This window comes from Actinobaculum sp. 352 (assembly GCF_003957265.1).
GTDB lineage: Bacteria > Actinomycetota > Actinomycetes > Actinomycetales > Actinomycetaceae > Asp313.
The window spans coordinates 1-17,562 of record NZ_RQSN01000018.1; the positions used below are offsets into that span (position 1 = coordinate 1).

12 protein-coding genes, 2 tRNA genes and 2 pseudogenes are annotated in these 17,562 nt (G+C 62.1%); 4 read left to right on the top strand and 12 right to left on the bottom strand.

Annotated elements, in window-relative coordinates:
* The 5 genes and pseudogenes from EKN07_RS11940 to EKN07_RS12900 all read right to left on the bottom strand — a co-directional run.
* Positions 1–491: pseudogene (locus EKN07_RS11940) on the bottom strand (hypothetical protein); the annotation flags it as partial.
* Positions 492–585: 94 nt separating this feature from the next.
* Positions 586–660 (bottom strand) — tRNA-His (locus tag EKN07_RS11945).
* A gap of 367 nt (positions 661–1,027) precedes the next feature.
* A complete protein-coding gene (locus tag EKN07_RS11950) occupies positions 1,028–1,951 on the bottom strand; it encodes a glutathione synthetase (RefSeq protein WP_126146514.1) in 924 nt (307 codons plus the stop codon).
* Positions 1,952–2,172: 221 nt separating this feature from the next.
* Positions 2,173–3,522 (bottom strand): ABC transporter permease, encoded by a 1,350-nt coding sequence (locus EKN07_RS11955; RefSeq protein WP_126146515.1) that lies wholly within the window; start codon positions 3,520–3,522, stop codon positions 2,173–2,175.
* Complete coding sequence (locus tag EKN07_RS12900; protein WP_206435729.1) at positions 3,519–4,625, bottom strand: ABC transporter ATP-binding protein; 1,107 nt, start codon at positions 4,623–4,625, stop codon at positions 3,519–3,521. The genes EKN07_RS11955 and EKN07_RS12900 overlap by 4 nt, the downstream gene beginning before the upstream one ends.
* A gap of 131 nt (positions 4,626–4,756) precedes the next feature.
* Here EKN07_RS12900 and EKN07_RS11965 point away from each other — a divergent pair, with 131 nt between their 5' ends.
* Both EKN07_RS11965 and EKN07_RS11970 read left to right on the top strand, forming a co-directional pair.
* Positions 4,757–6,268, top strand: a complete 1,512-nt coding sequence (locus tag EKN07_RS11965; RefSeq protein ID WP_126146516.1) for a histidine kinase — start codon at positions 4,757–4,759, stop codon at positions 6,266–6,268.
* Between the two features lie 27 nt (positions 6,269–6,295).
* A complete protein-coding gene (locus EKN07_RS11970; protein ID WP_126146517.1) occupies positions 6,296–6,964 on the top strand; it encodes a response regulator transcription factor in 669 nt (222 codons plus the stop codon).
* Between the two features lie 664 nt (positions 6,965–7,628).
* Here EKN07_RS11970 and EKN07_RS11975 read toward each other — a convergent pair.
* Positions 7,629–7,701, bottom strand: a tRNA-Lys gene (locus tag EKN07_RS11975).
* Positions 7,702–7,838: 137 nt separating this feature from the next.
* Here EKN07_RS11975 and EKN07_RS11980 point away from each other — a divergent pair.
* Together EKN07_RS11980 and EKN07_RS11985 are read left to right on the top strand one after the other, a co-directional pair.
* Positions 7,839–10,547, top strand: a complete 2,709-nt coding sequence (locus tag EKN07_RS11980) for a DEAD/DEAH box helicase (protein WP_126146518.1) — start codon at positions 7,839–7,841, stop codon at positions 10,545–10,547.
* Between the two features lie 47 nt (positions 10,548–10,594).
* Complete coding sequence (locus EKN07_RS11985; RefSeq protein WP_241228197.1) at positions 10,595–11,683, top strand: YggS family pyridoxal phosphate-dependent enzyme; 1,089 nt, start codon at positions 10,595–10,597, stop codon at positions 11,681–11,683.
* Between the two features lie 242 nt (positions 11,684–11,925).
* On the opposite strand, the gene EKN07_RS11990 is transcribed toward EKN07_RS11985, so the two are convergent.
* The 6 genes and pseudogenes from EKN07_RS11990 to EKN07_RS12010 all read right to left on the bottom strand — a co-directional run bounded on the left by EKN07_RS11990 (position 11,926) and on the right by EKN07_RS12010 (position 17,366).
* Entirely contained in the window at positions 11,926–12,180 is a 255-nt protein-coding gene (locus EKN07_RS11990; protein ID WP_108716032.1) for a hypothetical protein, read from the bottom strand.
* 64 nt (positions 12,181–12,244) lie between these two features.
* Positions 12,245–13,879 (bottom strand): citramalate synthase, encoded by a 1,635-nt coding sequence (cimA, locus tag EKN07_RS11995; protein ID WP_108716033.1) that lies wholly within the window; start codon positions 13,877–13,879, stop codon positions 12,245–12,247.
* 288 nt (positions 13,880–14,167) lie between these two features.
* The gene (locus EKN07_RS12000) at positions 14,168–15,313 is read right to left on the bottom strand and encodes a branched-chain amino acid aminotransferase (RefSeq protein ID WP_108716034.1); all 1,146 of its coding nucleotides are present in this window, start codon (positions 15,311–15,313) and stop codon (positions 14,168–14,170) included.
* 160 nt (positions 15,314–15,473) lie between these two features.
* The gene (locus tag EKN07_RS12005) at positions 15,474–16,535 is read right to left on the bottom strand and encodes a 3-isopropylmalate dehydrogenase (RefSeq protein ID WP_126146519.1); all 1,062 of its coding nucleotides are present in this window, start codon (positions 16,533–16,535) and stop codon (positions 15,474–15,476) included.
* A 338-nt stretch (positions 16,536–16,873) separates the two neighbouring features.
* A pseudogene (locus EKN07_RS13070) lies at positions 16,874–17,095 on the bottom strand (IS3 family transposase); the annotation flags it as partial.
* A 19-nt stretch (positions 17,096–17,114) separates the two neighbouring features.
* Positions 17,115–17,366 carry a hypothetical protein gene (locus EKN07_RS12010; RefSeq protein ID WP_108716036.1) on the bottom strand — a complete coding sequence of 84 codons (252 nt, stop codon included), beginning with the start codon at positions 17,364–17,366 and terminating at the stop codon, positions 17,115–17,117.
* Positions 17,367–17,562 lie beyond the last annotated feature (196 nt).

Consider the following 17,562-nt stretch of genomic DNA (forward strand, 5'->3'; position numbering starts at 1 on the left):
TTTGCTGGGATGACGCCCTGTTGCACCTGCCAGTCAAGCACGGAGGACAGGAGTCCGTGCGCGTTCCGGATTGTCTTCGTCGCGTACGGCTTCCCGTTCCTGCTGGTCTGGTGGCGTTGCCACGCGACCCATTCTTCGACGTGCCGACGCGTGAGGGCTTGGATAGGGAAGAAGCCGAGCCGGGGAAGCCAGTAGCGTTCCGCGACTCGCCGGTATTCCCAGCCGGTGCCATGGGCTGCGTGCGACTCTATGTGGGTGATGTAGTCATCAAGGGCTGCCTCCAGGGTGATGATCTGGGGTGTTGTGGTGGTGACTTCCCGGATTCGTCTGGCGTCGGCGCCGCCGACACGGTCAACTAGGTCAGCGAACTGGTAGGCGTCTTCGATGCTTTCGAATGATTCGTTGACGGGGTTGCTGTTGGGGCGGAGTCTGAAGCGGACCCGGAAGACGGGGGTGCCGTCGGATCGTATATGAGTGTGTATGTGCGCCATCGTCACCTCACTATGCCAAACCCACCTGTGTCACGGGCTGTGTCACGCAGCTAAAAGCCTACCACAGAAACGTTGCTATGACGCAGAAAAATCGGGGTGGAAGACGGGACTTGAACCCGCGACCCCCTGGACCACAACCAGGTGCTCTGCCGACTGAGCTACATCCACCATGTGCCGCCGTAATGGCGCCAGGTAACAACTATATCCGACGCACGCCGCGCGCTCCGAATCGGCGCCTCGTGATACCGGCCACGGGCCTGGTTAGCGTTTCAGGCCCGGCATGCTCTGTCTCGCAGCTGCCCGCAGAAGATGGCCGCCACGCGGCGGCAGGGCTCCCCTATGGTGTTGGTCGAGTTCTAGGCCGCTTGTTGGTTGGGTTGTGCGCGCGACCGCCGTAGTCGAACGTGTCATCGACCAACCATGTCATCTGCTACCACAGCAGAGCCGTTTGTAGCGGCTTCGGAGTAGCGTCTCACCAGTTGCGCCGCGTTTGTTCCATCGCCGTGAGCAGTTTGTAGCGGGTTCGGGGTAGTGCCTCACCAGAACGCGCGCATGGCAATCGCGTCGGCGAATTTCGCCAAATGATTAGGATCCGCAGAGAGATACAGCGATCCGTCGATCAACGAAATCTCCATCACGTAGAACTCGTGCGCGTCCTCCGGCCCGCCACGCACGATATCCACTCGGTTGTAGAGCAGCAGCTCGTCGCGCCCGTTCTTCTCCGTGATATAGCCGTGCAGCGCCTGCCGGATCTCTTCACCCCAGCGCCATTCCTCCTCGTTCGCCGCCGAGGAACGCACAACATCTTCCTGCACTTCGTCAGCCGAGCGAAAACGCGGATGCAGCATGGCCTCTTTCTCCACCATGTAGGAGGCCAAGCCGTTCAGGTAGATCAGCGAGACCTCACCGGAACGGTCGATCTCCTCCAAGTACCGCTGCACCATCACCGAACGCCCGCGTGCCAGCTCATGCATGGCATGCCGAATCGCCTCGCCCCGCGACCTACCATCCGTCGCCGTATATCGGCCGGTCCCACGCCCGCCGGACGAGACCGCCGGCTTCACAACAAAATCACCGTAAGCCGGGAAACGCGTGTGCACCTGGTGCTTCGAATACTCCCGGTCCGGTTCGAACCACACCGTAGGAATCACCGGCAAGCCCCGCTTGGCGAGCTCCGCCAAATAGTGCTTATCCGAATTCCACTCCATCACGCTGGCCTGGTTCAGCAGGCGCGGAACAGACTTCGCCCATTTGAGGAAGTCTTGGCGCCGTCCGGCATAGTCGCGTACCGAACGCACGACGACGAGGTCCGAGGCGGACCAGTCCACATCGGGATCGCTCCAGACTTTGACTTGCGGCTCCATGCCACGTTCGCGCAGGGCATCTGGCAGTCCTGCTTCGTCGTCGTCGAGCTGCGGTAACTGCGGGGAAGTAACGAGAGTCACGATTGGTGCAGACACACTGCCACTCTAACCGAAGTTCCGAAGGCGCGGGGCCAACCGCTCGATTTCCTGTCAATACCTCCACATGGCAATACCCTCATGTTGCGACGAGCCCACCACGCACCCACACCGGGCTGTTCAAACCTGCAGCGCCTTCACATCGCCAGAAGACCACGCTCGTCATGAACCCGGCCCTTGCGGCGCACAACGCCGCAACATCGCAAGGCGAGCATCGTCGCTCACTCCTGCGCCCGCAGCATCTGCCCCAGCGTCGTCGCCCGCGCACCTACCCGCGAGGACACCACCACGGCCAAGCACACCGTCACGAAAGATGCCGTAACCACAATCCCGATCGCTTCCCAAGGAGCGCGCGGCAGAGCCTCGCTGAAGGGGACGGCAGAGGCCAGCCCCACCAGGTAGACCGCACCTACCGTGATCGCCACTCCAAGCAGCGCCGCCACAAGCGAGTGAATAACACCTTCCAGCACCTCCGCCACCAGAATCGTGCCATGGCGCGCCCCGGCCGCCGCAAGCAGGGCACCATCGCGCCGCCGCTGCCCGGCACTCATCGCGATAATCGCCACTCCTCCAGTCCATGCCACCAACAGCGCCGGGCCAAACATGGCGAGGAAACCCTGCGCGGTGACCCCGCTCATTCCGAAATTCCGCCCGGAATACAGCACCCCCACCAGGCCCATCGCCAGCGCAAAGGGCAACACCGTGGCACTAGAGCGGGACGATTCCACGGCGCACGTCCTCCCAGCCACAAACGCTGCGACCCAGGAACGTGGGATAAGGCGAGCGGCCAACCTCTCCAGCAAAGGCACACACCACCGTACGAGCAAGAGAACAACACACATAAAGGCCAATGCGGCGGGCATGGCCGCACTGATTACTTCGTCACTGCCGGCAACGCCATCGCGAATAGCCATGTACGCAGCAACAATCCCCGCGCACAGCCCGGCGAGGAGTAGCAATCTACCGAGAACTCTCCACAGCGAGCCCACGCGGCTACCGCCCGCCGATTCGCCGCGCAGCAATAGCGATTCACGCGCCCGCGCGCAGCGAGCGGCACTCCACCATCCTCCAAGCACAGCCACCGCTGCGGTGAAGAGCACCGCCCAGCATAGCGCTGCCGGCGGAAGCTCGGGAACTGTCTGCGGCGGTGCCACCCGTTCCGAGATCAACATCGGCACGAGTACATGCGCAAGCCCATATCCGAGCGGTACACCGACAAGGCCGGCTATACCACCCAGGATCGCCAGTTCACCGAGTAAGGTTGCACGTACAGCTCCCGGGCGCATTCCAAGTGCCCGCCACAATCCAAAATCGCGAGTGCGCATCTCCACAACGCGCGACGCCGTCGAGCTCAGCACGCTGATAGCACTCACGCCTACTGTTATCAGGCAGAACACCGTGAGGGGCGTGGTCGAATAGCTCTCGTCCGCGTACCGGGCAATTGCCGTCTCCATCCCCTGGCCGGCTGCGAACTGACCGAAAACGCAGGCTCCGGCGACGACGGCGACCACAAAGGTCCAGAGCCACATGCCCGCGTGATGGCGCAGGTCAGTAATGAGTAGGCGAATCATGCAGCACCTCCCGTGGGCAAAGCGACAGAAGCATTCCGCGCCGCAAGCACCGCGCGCGCAATCGCCCCGGCGTCGCCACCATCTACTTGCTCAATCAGACGCCCGCCATCCATCACCAGTGCGCTCTCGGCCCGGGCCGCCGCTGCGGCGTCGTGTGTCACCATGAGAACCGTTGTTCCGGCAGCAGCCAGCTCGGCGAACCAGTCCAACACCGCCCCCGCAGAGCCAACATCCAATGCCGCCGTCGGCTCATCGGCGAAGACGATGGCCGGGCGAGAGGCCAACACGCGCGCGATGGCAACCCGTTGGCGTTCCCCGCCGGAAAGCTGGCCAGGTAGCCTCCGTGCCAGTTTCCGCAGCCCTACGCGTTCCAATGCGCGGTCGACGTCGCTGCCCGGCAGTGGGCGATGGCGCAGTCGGCCAGGCAACGCCACGTTGTCTCGCACCGATAGGCTCGTCACCAGATTGTCGTCCTGAAACACGAAACCGACGTGTTCGGCCCGGAAGTCAGCCAATCCACGCGGCCGCAGCCGCGTGATCTCGGTGCCGAGCAGACGGACGCTACCGTGGTCTGGAACGTCCAGCCCGGCGATGCACTGCATCAACGTGGATTTCCCACAGCCGGAGGCACCGACCAGGGCCGTATACGATCCCGCCATCAACTCGAAACTCACCCCGTTGACGGCGGTCACCTTGGCTCTCCTTCCCGGCACACGGAAGGCACGGGTCAGATCGACAATTGCTACCGCCGGTGCCTCGCCACCAGAACCTCCACGGGGATCTCCGGGAGGACCGCTCTGCGCAGACGCCTGCGAGCCAAGCGGAGCTCCTCGCGGGATGCGAGGATTCGAGAGCGCCGCAGGCACCCCATCCTCCGAGGAGCCAGTTTCCTGCTGCCAGTTCTTGGCCTGGCGTTCGCTGCGGCTCTTGGTCCGTGAATGACAGCCGCCAGTCTCGCCGTCGCTAAGACCCCGAACCTTGCGTTCGCCAAGAGTTCCAGTTTTGCGCTCGCGGCGGCTCTTGGCCCGTGAATGGCCGGAACTCAGTGCCTGCCGATCAGTAATCCAACGATTGACATATAGATTGTCGCGTCCTGTTCGCATGTCGCGATTCCAGCCCGCGCGAAGTGAACAGTCATTGACTCCCTCTCCCGTCTTTCCAGGTGGTGCTGGCACCACCTCCTTGGGGTGGTGGCCGGAGTGTCAGCGGCACGGCTCCCCAGTAGCATCGAAATATGAGTGTTGAATCCTCCGCATCCGGGGTAACGCCGGTGACTGATCCCGCCGTCGGGCAATCCGGCACCACCAAGGTGCATACCGCCGCAGGGCAGCCCGGCACCACCAAGGTGCGCCCCGGCCCCGCTGCCGACACAAGCACCAAACACTTGACTCCCCGTGCCGCGCATCCGCGTCGCAACACCCGGCGCTGGGCCCTGATCTTGAGCGAGTTCTTACGCGCGGTGCTCTGGATACCCCTGGTCATCGTCCTCATTCCCGCCGCGCTGGTATTCCATCTCTCCATACCTCTGGCCGCCGAAGCACAGCGCGCACTCGCCCGTAGCCTCGGTATCGACGCCCCGTCGCGTCGGCCCTCCGCCACTGCGCGCGGTGCCTGGCTGAGTTCGCGAGTCACCACCGGAGAGTTCTGGCGGCAGGACCTCCCCCTCTGCCTGGGCAGCATCGTGCTGACAACAATCGATTTCTTCGTTGGTTTCGTAGGCCTCATCGCGGCATCCACAAGCCTCGCCCTACCTTTTGTCGTCTCTCCCCAGCGTCCAGCCGAGGCGTGGCGGTACAGTTTCACGAGTTTCGAGCAGTGCTGGTGGTTCTTCCCAATCGGCCTCGCCCTCCTCGCTGTGGTATCCATGGTGTTCCTAGCGGTGGGCAGGCTGCGCGGCCGATTCGTCACGAACCTGAGCACCGACCCGAACAGCGAAGAAATGCAGGCACTGACACAGCAGGTGGGAGATCTTTCCCGCGGACGTGCAACGCTGGTAGATGCCTTCGAAGCGGAACGATCCCGCATTGAGCGCGATTTGCACGACGGCGCCCAGCAAGAACTCGTCGGAGTAACCATGGCGCTCGGTCTGGCGCGCGTCCACTTGGAGGCCGCGCGGCAAGCGTTCGCCGCGAACCCCGTAGACGATCCCTCGTCTCCCCAGGACTCCACGTCATCATCGGACACGTCCGTTGTGCTCACTGCGGCCTCCGATCACTCACCCGGCGAAGCTGCCGACATTGCCACCGTGCTGATGCCAGTCCTCGCCGACATAGACGCTGCTCAAGATCGCGCCGAGGCTGCACTGCGAGCGCTGCGCGAGACTGTGCGCGGTGTTCGCCCCGCCATGCTCACCGAGCGCGGCCTGGCCGCCGCACTGCAGGAGCTCGCCTCTCATTCCACTCCCCCGGCCGCCTGCGACATTACCGGCGACGACGCTGCAATCTCCTCCCCCGTTGCTACCACCGTTTATTTCGCCGTGGCCGAGGCGCTTACCAATGCTGCCAAACACTCCAGCTCAAGCGACGGCGCGCAGATAACACTCGTCTGCAATGCCTTCGAAGTGTGCGCCGTTGTTTCCGATAACGGACGCGGTGGCGCTAACCCCGCTGCGCCAAGCGCCACCGGGTTGCGTGGAATCATCCAGCGGGTGGAAAGCATGGGGGGAACAGTTACCATCGACTCGCCGATTGGGGTAGGAACCACGGTGACCATTACTGCCCCCACCACGCCACCATGGCGCGACTAAGCGCGTACGAATGGCATGATTAACGCCATGAGAATAGTGCTTGCCGACGACGCCGCCCTGCTGCGCGCCGGGTTGGCCGCTCTCCTAACCGGAGCCGGGCACGACATCGTCGCCGAAGCGGCCGACGCCGAGCAGTTACGCTCAACCGTGCGGGAACTGGGAGCAGCGGGAGCACTGCCGGATATCGTCGTCACCGATGTTCGTATGCCTCCACGCAACGCCGACGACGGCTTGCAGGCAGCGCTCGAACTACGCCGCGAGTTCCCCGGCCTACCCGTTATTGTGCTCAGTGCTTACGTGGCTGGACGTTATGTGCAGGACCTACTAGACAGCGCGAGCGGCGCTGTTGGCTATCTTCTGAAAGAACGCGTAGGCAGGGTGTCGGATTTTCTCGGCTCGCTGGATCTGGTGGCGGCGGGTGGCGTCGTCGTCGATCCGGAAGTCGTCTCCCATCTCATGCACGCGAATACGGCCGGGGCAAGCTCCGGACCGCTTGCGCGCCTGACCGCCCGGGAGGGGGAAGTGCTCGCGTTGATGGCGGAGGGTCTCTCCAACTCGCAGATCGCCGAGCGCCTGGTGGTCTCCAGCGGAGCAGTGGCCAAGCATGTGGCCAACATCTTCCAGAAGTTGGACCTTGTCCCCAGTGAGGAGAATCGGCGCGTCAGAGCCGTTCTCGCCTGGTTGCAGCGGGAGTGACGAGGCCAGCGGCTATGAACAACCAACTCCCGTCGCTCGGCGGTACCTGCAAACGGGCGAGTTGCGGCGCGAGCGATGAAGCAGGAGGCTACGAGCCACGCCGAGTAGACACTCTTATTCTCAGTGTCAAAATCCCGTCCAAACGAGAACCTCCCGGTCTCGCCGAAGCGCGAAATCCGCATAATTCCGCCATTCTTTAAATTGAGTCAATCCAGATTAGCTCCGTTTGGACGGGATTTGGACATCTAAGCTCCGGAGCGTAGCCCCGCCCACGCAACACCAAGACTAGAGCCACGAGATGTGAGCACCATCCACCCCTAAACCACGACCCGCAGCAACGCATTCTGTCCGACCTCTTAGCTACCCCCAACCAACTAAAACAGCAACAAAACCGCACCACACCAACGAAAAACCCCACCAAAACAACACAGAATGACCTACAACCCAACGGACCAGCCCACCTCGACACCACCATCAACACACACACCCTGGGAAGACAGCATCTCAATACGCAAAGGCTGGGCCGGACGCCACCAAAAGTAACCCCAACACGCCGACAATAGACCCACATTCTGTCAATTAACCCGCCTTTAAGCCCCCGGCCCTGGCAAAACAACACCGAAGGCCCCGGGGTTCCTCCGAACCGCGGGGCCTTCGCCTTCTGTACACCGCCTGGGACTCGAACCCAGAACCCACTGATTAAGAGTCAGTTGCTCTGCCAATTGAGCTAGCGGTGCGCGCCAAGAAAAGAGCATACTCCCCGCTCCGGTTACCCGGCAAATCGACGGGCGTGCGGCGACTGTGAAGTCCTACACACGGTTCATTTGCCGTTGATCAACGTTGTTATGTCGGTGGCGTGTGGCACGCTATAAGGGTGTCAAACCAGCCCAGCGCCACCCAACCCAGCGCTTTGAACCGTGCCCTCGACCGCCTTGAGGACGAGTATGGAACCGCTCCCAGCGCCGACGCCGTCTACGACGCCTTCACCGCCTGGGCCACTTCCACCGGGCGCCCGCTCTATCCGCATCAGGAGGAGGCACTGTTGGCGGCACTGACCGGTGACCACCTCATCGTCGCCACCCCCACGGGATCAGGTAAGTCTATGGTGGCGCTCGCCGCGGTCTTCGCCGGGCTTGCCGCTGGGCGCACCGCCTACTACACCGCCCCACTCAAGGCGCTTGTCTCAGAAAAGTTCTTCGAGCTGATCTCCGTCTTCGGCGCCGATAATGTCGGCATGGTCACCGGCGATTCGTCAATCAACGCGGATGCTCCGGTGGTGTGCGCAACGGCGGAAATCGTCGCCAATATCGCCCTGCGTGAGGGCGACGATGCCGGGATCGGTATCCTCGTACAAGATGAATTCCACTTCTACGGTGATCCGCAACGCGGCTGGGCCTGGCAAGTTCCGTTGCTCGAACTGCCCTCCACCCAGCAGGTCCTTCTCTCCGCAACCTTGGGAGACACCAGGTTTCTCGCCTCTGACCTTGAAAAACGCACTGGCCGCGGCGTGACGACCATCGCCGATGCGCCGCGTCCTGTTCCCCTGACCTTCTCCTATTCGATGGAGCCTTTGGGAGAACTGATCAAAGAACTCACCTCCACCCACCGCAGCCCCGCCTATATCGTTCACTTTTCTCAGCGGGATGCGGTCAGCCAGGCGCAGGCTCTCCTCCCCCTCAGCCTGACGTCCAAGGAGCAGCGCGCGCAGATCGCCACCACCATCGGTCCCTTCCGCTTCGGCAGTGGATTCGGTCAGACGCTGTCGAAACTGCTACGCGCCGGGATCGGAGTTCATCACGCCGGTCTACTGCCTCGCTATCGGCGCTTGGTGGAACGCCTTACCCAGGCCGGTCTCCTCCAGGTCATCTGTGGCACGGACACCCTTGGCGTAGGCATTAACGTTCCCATCCGCACCGTCGTTTTCACCTCGCTGTCGAAATTTGATGGCAGCCGTTCCCGCCACCTCACCGCCCGTGAGTTTCATCAGATTGCGGGCCGGGCGGGCCGAGCAGGTTTTGACACCGCCGGCGAAGTCATTGTGCAGGCACCCGAGCATGAAATCGAAAACGCCCGCGCGCTGGCCAAGGCAGGCGATGACCCGAAGAAGCTACGAAAGATCGTTCGCCGCAAGCCTCCGGAGGGAGCCGTGCTCTGGTCGAAGAAGACTTTCGAGCATCTGCGCGACGCACAGCCGGAGACCCTTACATCGCATATGCGGGTCAACCATGCCATGGTCCTCAATATCCTGCAGCGCCCCGGCGACGCCGTCGCCGCCGCAGTCAAACTCCTCACCGATAATCACGAGCCCAAAACCGCCTCGAATCCCCTACTCCGCCTGGCGGTTGAAATCTATTCGTCGCTGCATGCCGCCGGCGTACTGACCCATCACGATCTACAGTGGCAGAAAGAGCATCCCGGCGAATCCGCAGTCGACTTCGCCCGAGAGGTCCCAGAAGATTTCGCACTGAATTCACCTCTTGCGCCCTTCGCGTTGGCAGCGCTGGACATGCTCGACAAGGACAGCGAGGACTACGCTCTCGACGTACTCTCCATCATGGAGGCAGTACAGGAGAACCCCACCCCTGTTCTTTACGCGCAACAGCGCGCCGCACGAGGCGAGCTCATCAATCGCCTGAAGGCCGCCGGGGTCGGCTACGACGAGCGGATGGCCGAGGCCGATGCGATCACCTGGCCGCAACCCTTGGGTGAAGAACTACACGCGGCACTGGAGATCTATCGGCAGAGCAACCCGTGGGTGGCCGATTACGAGCTCACACCTAAATCGGTGGTACGCGAGATGATTGAGCAGGCCATGACCTTTTCCGAACTGATCTCCCGCTACGACCTGGCGCGCTCCGAAGGCATCGTGCTGCGCTATTTGACGGACACCTATAAGGCGTTGCGGCAGACCGTGCCACTGGAGGCGCGCACCGCCGAGGTTGATCGGATAACCCAGTGGCTCGGTTCCTTGGTGCGCTCCGTCGACTCCTCACTACTGGACGAGTGGGAGGCGCTGCGCGACGGCAAGGTCGTCAGCAACGAAATCGCCGCCCGTTCCGCCGACGCCGACGGGGGTACCCGCGAACTCGCGTTCGGTGCCGACGCCGACGGTCACATCGCCTTCACCCGCAACCGTCACGCGTTGCGCACCGCCGTGCGTAACGCCATGTTTCAGCGTGTTGAGGCGATCCAGCGCGAGGATTACGAACTGCTGGACGAACTGGCAGGTCCGGCGCTGTGGCCCGGCGCGCCTGTGTGGGACGGGGATGCCTGGGCCGACGCCACCGATCCCTACTTCGACGAGTATGAGGCAATCGGGATCGATACCGCCGCGCGGGGCGCGCACTTTCTGCAAGTCATCGACAATGTGGATGCTGCCGCGCTCGTGGACGCCGGAGTGCCGGAGGAAGCCGTGGAGAGTCTTCTTGCGGGGCACGGATCCGGGCGGCTCTGGTTGGTCCGCCAGATTTTCGACGATGGCGTGGGAGATGGCTCCTGGGGATTCTGGGGTCTGGTGGACCTCGACGCCTCTGATCTGGAGAACCGCGTGCATGTGGATATAGTCTCGGTTGGGGAACGGTAACAGCCCGCAGGAGAGGCACGAAGTACACAAGAAGAAGAGCACAAAAGATGGTAAGGAGCACAACGACGAACAGCGAAACGGCTCGCGCAGCGGCAAAGAACGGCGAAACGAATTGCTCCACGGCGAAGAAGATGGAATCAACATCATCCACGTCCATTGGCGCAACCGACACGGCGACGATATCAGCACGAAGGACGCCGAGTGGTGGCGCCTCAACGCCACAGTCGGCAGGCGCACCACAACCGACAGGCGCACCACAACCGACAGGCGCACCACAACCGACAGACGCGCGACAACCGACAGGCGCGCCACGACCGGTAGCCGCGCCATCGCCACCAGCGACCGCGCTACAGCCAGACGACGCGCCCCTGCCAGCGGGCGCGCTCGCGCACGATACAGCGGGTTCTATACCCCCTCTCAGCGACATCCCGCAACGCTACCAACGCCTGCGTGACCGGGTGTTGGCGGCCGAAGCCTCTGCCGGGCGGGAAGCCGGATCTGTCAGCATTGAACTGGCCGCAAAGTACCAGGCCCCCGAACGAGTTCTTGCCGCCTTGAGCGCGGGGGCGACTCTTTTCGGGCATAACATCATTCAACAGTTGGAGACATCCGAAGAGGCATTGGCTGCGGCCAATGCCTCAGCGCATCGCACGCATGTGATTGGACACGTGCAAAGGAACAAGGCGGGCAAGGCTTTGCGCTATGCCCAGTGCATTGAGACGCTTGACTCCTTCGATCTGGCGCAGCGGCTTGACCGCCTGCAGGCTCGACGTAGGGAAGAAGGCGCGGCGCGCGAACCGTTTGATGTGATGTTGCAGGTCAACTCCTCCGGCTCCTGCTCGCAGTTCGGAGTGATGCCCACTGCCATACCGGAGCTGGCTGGGAAGGTCGCCGAACTGCAGAATCTGCGCATCATCGGGTTGATGACCATAGGCGCCCACACCGATAACACCGCTGAAATTGCGCGTTCCTTCCGGGTGGTGCGCGAACTCGCCGAAGAATTGCGAGCAAACGGCCTGCCCACGGTCACGGAGCTTTCCATGGGGATGACGCAGGATCTTGAGATCGCAGTGGCCGAGGGCAGCACGATTGTGCGCGTCGGAACCGCAGTGTTTGGGCCTCGGCCCGCCGCCTAACCGGCGAGGTCTGGAGGCGAGGCGCCGGGCCGCGTCCTAACTCGTGCATCTGCGAGGACTCGTGCCACGGGCCGAGCGCGAGCTACCCGGTCAGGCCGACTACGAGCAAAGGCACAGCAACTACCGGGGACGCGAGCAACAACCCGGGCGCGCAGGCAACGCCGGGGATTAGCACGACGGGGCCGTATATCTAGTCAGTGACTATGGATTTGTTCCGCGTTTTTCGCTGATATCCGGGGTTTTCAAGGAGGCGTACGAATAACCCGGAGCAGATCCATAGCACCCACATTGATGACCGTCATGGCCGCGCCACCCGCCAACAACCCACCGGAGCAGATCCATAGCACCCCTGCATCAATTGCCGCGCAGGCGACGCCACCATCTACTCCTATGAATAAACCCGGAACCGACCCACCAGATTCAGTCACCACCTCGCAGAGTACCGGGATAGCGACTTGCACCCAGAGGTGATACCGGCAGATCGATCTCGCTTCCATCCGTCACCTTGGTGATCCAGGCGCAGATGCATCGGCATGTCAGCGCCTGGATCACGTACAGCCGTTAGTCGCTGCCTTCCGGCCCCTCCGTCGGTCCCTCCGGATGAGGTTCTATACCCGCACGCATGAGGCCAAACTCGTATCCCTCGGTCAGCGCTTCCCATGAGGCTTCGACCACGTCCGTGCCAATTCCGACGGTACGCCATGTGCGTTGCCCATCGGACAGTTCGATGAGTACTCGCGTCGTGGCCGCCGTTCCTTGATGGGTATCCAGAATGCGCACCTTGAAGTCAATGAGCTCGATACGTGTTAGATCAGGGTAAACGTTCTTCAAAGCTGTTCGCAGAGCTTGATCCAGGGCATCGACCGGGCCTACTCCTTCGCCGACGCGTACCAGGCGTCGTCCGCCGGCGTATAGCTTCACGGTCGCCTCGGAGAAGGTATCGCCCGCTGAAGCGCGCCCGCGCACAGTGGAGATATTTGATCGCCATGCCTCAAGACGGAAGTAACGTGGCCTGTTACCGAGTACCTCACGCACCAAAAGCTCAAAGGATGCATCCGCTGCGTCATAGGTGTACCCAGCCGCCTCGGCCTCCTTCACGCGTTGAGTGATAGCGCTCAGCTCGTCGGGACGCCCTGCCAGATCCACACTGAATTCGCGCGCCTTCAGCTCGATCGACGCCCGACCCGCCATATCGGAGACGAGCATACGCATATCGTTGCCGACGCCGCATGGATCGGTATGCTGGTACAGGTCCGGGTTAATGCGAATCGCGGAGGCGTGCAATCCAGCCTTATGTGCAAAGGCCGAGGACCCCACATACGGTTGCCGTGCATAGGGCGAAATATTCGTGATCTCCGAGGCGGCATGTGAAACCGCTGTCAGCGCGGCGAGCTGCTGTTCGCTGACCACCTCATAGTCCGTCTTCAGCGCCAGATTGGCGATGACCGTCAGCAGATTCGCATTGCCAGTACGCTCGCCGTAGCCATTAATTGTGCCCTGCACTTGGCGGCAACCGGCCTCGACTGCGGCAAGCGTGTTCGCGACGGCGCAGCCGCCGTCGTCGTGCGCGTGGATTCCCAGCAGCGGATCCGTGATTCCGCGTACCGCCAGGCGAGAACGCAAATCGGTAACCGTTGCACTGATATGGCCGGGAAGTGAGCCGCCATTGGTGTCGCAAAGGATCACCGCCTCGGCTCCCGCCTCGAAGCACACCGCTACAACCTCACTGGTGTAATCGGGGTCGAAACGAAAACCATCGAAGAAATGCTCGGCGTCAATCATCACGCGCCGACCTTGGCCCAGCAGGTACTCCACCGAGTCACGGGCCATGGCGAGATTCTCCTGCGGCGTCGTTCGTAGCGCTTGTTCGACATGGCGAATATCCGACTTAGCCACCAGCGTTATAACACTCGCGCCGGAATCAAGCAGACCCTGGATCTGGCTATCTTCCGCGACCGGCACTCCTGCCTTGCGTGTTGACCCGAATGCCGTCAGCGCTGCGGTAAGCGGCACTTCGGAAGCGGCACGGTAAAACTCCGTGTCGCGCGGAATCGCTCCCGGCCAACCTCCTTCGATGTAATCGGCGCCGATGGATTCGATCAGTGGCAGCAGCGCCAGTTTGTCGGCCACAGAGAGGTTGACCCCCTCCTGCTGAGCGCCGTCACGTAACGTCACGTCGTAGACGTCGATTTTCATTCTTTTCCTTTCGGCAACACCGACTGCACTGCGCGTGCAGCACGGCATGGTCCCCGCGAGGACCTGAAACCTGCCAAGTGCTCCCCGATCAGCAGCATACGAAGCATGCGGGCGTGAGATATACCGGCCGTACTCGGCATGCGGGCCGCCCGGACCGCTGTGCCCGCCCGGAGCTTGTTCCTGCGACACCCCGGCTGAACACACCCCACAGGGAACACGCCTCTCACCTGGCGCTTACTGCGCCGCATGCCCGCCATCGCCATGGGTTCGGCAACCCGTAACATACTCTCACGCCAAGCGATATAACCAGCCGAACCGATCTTCCGTCTCGCCAAGCTGAATGGCTGTCAACTCATCGAAAATGCCACGTGTCACCGTGTTCTCCGGGATGTCCACGTGGAATCCCTTGCCCGTGAGTGCACCAATCGCGGTCACCACCGCCGCCGTTCCGCAGGCGAACATTTCCGCCACATCGCCCGCGGCGATGGCATCAAGCAGCCACTGGAGGGAGATCGTCTCCTCGGAAACCGACCGTCCTTGCTCCCGCACTAGTTGAATAATCGAGGCGCGTGTTCCACCCGGGAGGATGTTCCCCGTGAGTTTCGGCGTCTTCAGAGAGCCATCGGCCATGACGACAAACACATTCATGCCACCCAGCTCATCGAGATTCGTGTTGGTGGCTGCGTCGAGGAAAAGCACCTCGTCGTATCCACCGTCGTGCGCCGCAACCTTCGGCAGCAGCGACGCCGCATAATTGCCTCCGGTCTTTACATCCCCCATACCGCCGGGCCCGGCCCGGTGATATGTTTCCTCCACCCACACGTTGATGGGTTGGAACCCGTGAGTGAAATAGGGCCCCGAAGGCGATGCAATCACCAAATACTCATAGCTCGTGGACGCACGCACCCCAAGGAAGGCTTCCGATGCGAAGACGAAAGGGCGTAGGTAGAGGGAGGAGCCGGGCGCATCGGGAACCCACTGGGCGTCCGCCCGCACTAGGCCAATAAGTGAGGCGACGAAGTCCTCATGCGGCAGTTCCGGAATCGCTAGACGCCGATTGGAATGATTGAGCCGTGCGGCGTTATATGTGGGTCGGAAGGTCCACACCGATCCGTCGGCGTGACGATAGGCCTTCAGCCCCTCGAAAACCTCTTGCCCGTAATGCAGCACCGCTCCGGCCGGATCGAGACTCAATGGACCATAGGGTTCGACGACCTTGTTATGCCACCCGTTTCCGACCGTCCACGTCGCATGGGCCATATGGTCGGTGAAGTCTACGCCGAAACCGAGGCGTTCCAAGCGCTGCGCACGCTCCGCGTCGGATGCCGGATGCGGATGAGGCTGGAGCGCCCATGCTCCAGCCAGCTCGTCCGCACTTGGCACTGCCACAGCAGCAGCTAGTTCAAGATCCGTTGGTGTATGAGTCGATGTCATGACAGTCCTTCTTCTTACGACTGTCTTAAGCTTACTCATATCTCCCGGACCGGGCGGGAAGGGCCGCATGACGAACCTTTGCAGGAGATCTAACCACTCGGGCAAGCCCTGCACCACGCTATCGTGCGGCGGTGCCCGTATTGAGCATATGGCCCGCGCTTCACGCCAAGCGCGCAGCGATAGCAGTACCGATCTCCACCGTTGATCGAGTCAAGGGCTGACCGGCAGCCGCCGCTTCCGCGCGTGCCGCCATATCGGCGTCGACCGCGGCCTCTATCCGCCGCGCACAGTCCGTATGGCCAAGATGATCCAGAAGTAGCGCCACGGATGAAATCGTCGCCGTCGGATCCGCCTTCTGCTGACCGGCGATGTCAGGAGCCGAACCGTGAATAGGCTCAAACATGGAGGGGAACGCGCCATCCGGATTGATATTGCCGGAAGCGGCGAGTCCAATTCCACCGGTGACCGCGCCCGCTTCGTCCGTGAGAATATCGCCGAAAAGATTGTCGGTGACGATGACGTCGAACCGGCCCGGATCCGTCACCAAAAAAATGGTGGCGGCGTCCACATGCAGATAGTCGACGGACACTTCGGGATACTCGGCGCCGACCGCTTCAACGGTACGGCGCCATAGATCGCCGGCGTTGACCAGCACATTGTGCTTGTGCACGTATGTCACCTTTTTGCGCGGGCGCGCGGCGGCCTTGGCGAAACCGTACCGCACCACGCGCTCCACGCCATAGGCTGTATTTACCGACACCTCGGTGGCGATTTCCTGTGGTGTCCCCTTACGCACGACACCACCATTGCCGCAGTACAAGCCCTCGGTCCCTTCTCGCACCACGAGGAAATCGATGTCGCCCGGGTTGGCCAGCGGCGTCGGCACGCCCGGGTAATACTTGTTCGGGCGCAGATTGACGTAGTGGTCGAGGGAGAAGCGCAACTTGAGTAGCAGCCCCCTTTCCAGCACTCCGGAAGGCACCGACGGGTCACCCACGGCGCCGAGCAGGATGGCGTCATGCTTCTTTATCGACTCGAGTTCATCATCCGGGAGAACTTCACCCGTGCGATGCCAACGTGTTGCGCCCAGGTCGTAGGTGGTGGTGCGCACGGACAGGTCACTGCCCGCGAGCGCCGCATCAAGAACCTTCAGGCCTTCGGCCACCACTTCGGGGCCAATACCATCACCGGGGATAACGGCCAGATCAATACTGCGAGTCATGCACTTACCTTATGGCGCTGATCAAGTAGTGGAATGCATGTCTCACAATTCGGCAATTGCGGCTACACACTAGCAGGGACACACTTGAACGCATCCGGTACCTGCCCAGCGGATTCTTAGAACGACGAAGCTCTGTTCCGGGCGCTTCATGTAGGGACTGCCCGCGAAGTTGTAACGGGTTTGGAGGCGGTTCCCTCGATGTGGATGCCCTTGTGGATGTTGGGTGAAACGCTGCAGGCGCAGGTCCCAGTAAAACTGGTCGGTCTTGTCGTGGCTGTAGTCCTTCAGGAGGTTTCAACATCACGCCGGGTGAAGATCTCAGGGGCTTGCCTCGGTATGGTGCTGTAGCGGGTCAACCACCGACATGCCTGCGGCTGGCACGTTAACGCGTCGGGCCAGTATCGTTGGCCGTGAGTGCTTCCCGCTTGAATGCGACATTGAATGACTCTGCTAGGGCGGTGTCGGCACTGGTGCCCACCGCCCCCCATCGACTGAGTAACACCAAGGTTTTTACATGCGGCAGCGAAGTCCTTGAGGGTGCAGACACTGCCATGGTCGGCGACTAAACCGGGTAGCGGCTCACCGGATCGTCTCCCCGGCGAAATACTTGGCCGCTTGCTGCAGAATCTCCCGCTCCCGGGTTAACTTAGCCTTCTCTGCCAGCAATGCAGCGTTCTCCGCTTCCGCGCGGGCGATCCGCTCCTGCGCCGACTCCTCAGTCGGCGTCCCGGCCCCGATCCTGTCCCCGTGGTCGCTCTTGGCCTTGAGCGGACTGGGGCCGGGCCCGTCCGGCCCGGTCTTCCTGCCCGTGCCGCCAGGGCGCTCAGCCACTGCTCTCAAGCGCTGCCCGGCGCCCCTTTCGGTTTCAGCCAGTCACCGTTCACCCTTGTACAGTGTCCTGTTACCTTGTTGGTGGTCCCGGGTGGTCCGGGACCGGGCCAGCCGCTTCCGGCATGATGTCGTGTCCCTGTCGTTTGATGATCCGGGGGGTGTTGTCACCGGTGGTGGCGGGCGGATGGTGATCGCT

Excerpts from the sequence above, each read along its gene's own strand:
- EKN07_RS11990 (WP_108716032.1), bottom strand. The coding sequence starts at position 12,180 with ATGGAAGCGAGATCGATCTGCCGGTATCACCTCTGGGTGCAAGTCGCT.
- EKN07_RS12900 (WP_206435729.1), bottom strand. The coding sequence starts at position 4,625 with ATGCGAACAGGACGCGACAATCTATATGTCAATCGTTGGATTACTGAT.
- EKN07_RS11985 (WP_241228197.1), top strand. The coding sequence starts at position 10,595 with ATGGTAAGGAGCACAACGACGAACAGCGAAACGGCTCGCGCAGCGGCA.
- EKN07_RS12005 (WP_126146519.1), bottom strand. The coding sequence starts at position 16,535 with ATGACTCGCAGTATTGATCTGGCCGTTATCCCCGGTGATGGTATTGGC.
- EKN07_RS11965 (WP_126146516.1), top strand. The coding sequence starts at position 4,757 with ATGAGTGTTGAATCCTCCGCATCCGGGGTAACGCCGGTGACTGATCCC.
- EKN07_RS11970 (WP_126146517.1), top strand. The coding sequence starts at position 6,296 with ATGAGAATAGTGCTTGCCGACGACGCCGCCCTGCTGCGCGCCGGGTTG.
- EKN07_RS11955 (WP_126146515.1), bottom strand. The coding sequence starts at position 3,522 with ATGATTCGCCTACTCATTACTGACCTGCGCCATCACGCGGGCATGTGG.
- cimA (WP_108716033.1), bottom strand. The coding sequence starts at position 13,879 with ATGAAAATCGACGTCTACGACGTGACGTTACGTGACGGCGCTCAGCAG.
- EKN07_RS12000 (WP_108716034.1), bottom strand. The coding sequence starts at position 15,313 with ATGACATCGACTCATACACCAACGGATCTTGAACTAGCTGCTGCTGTG.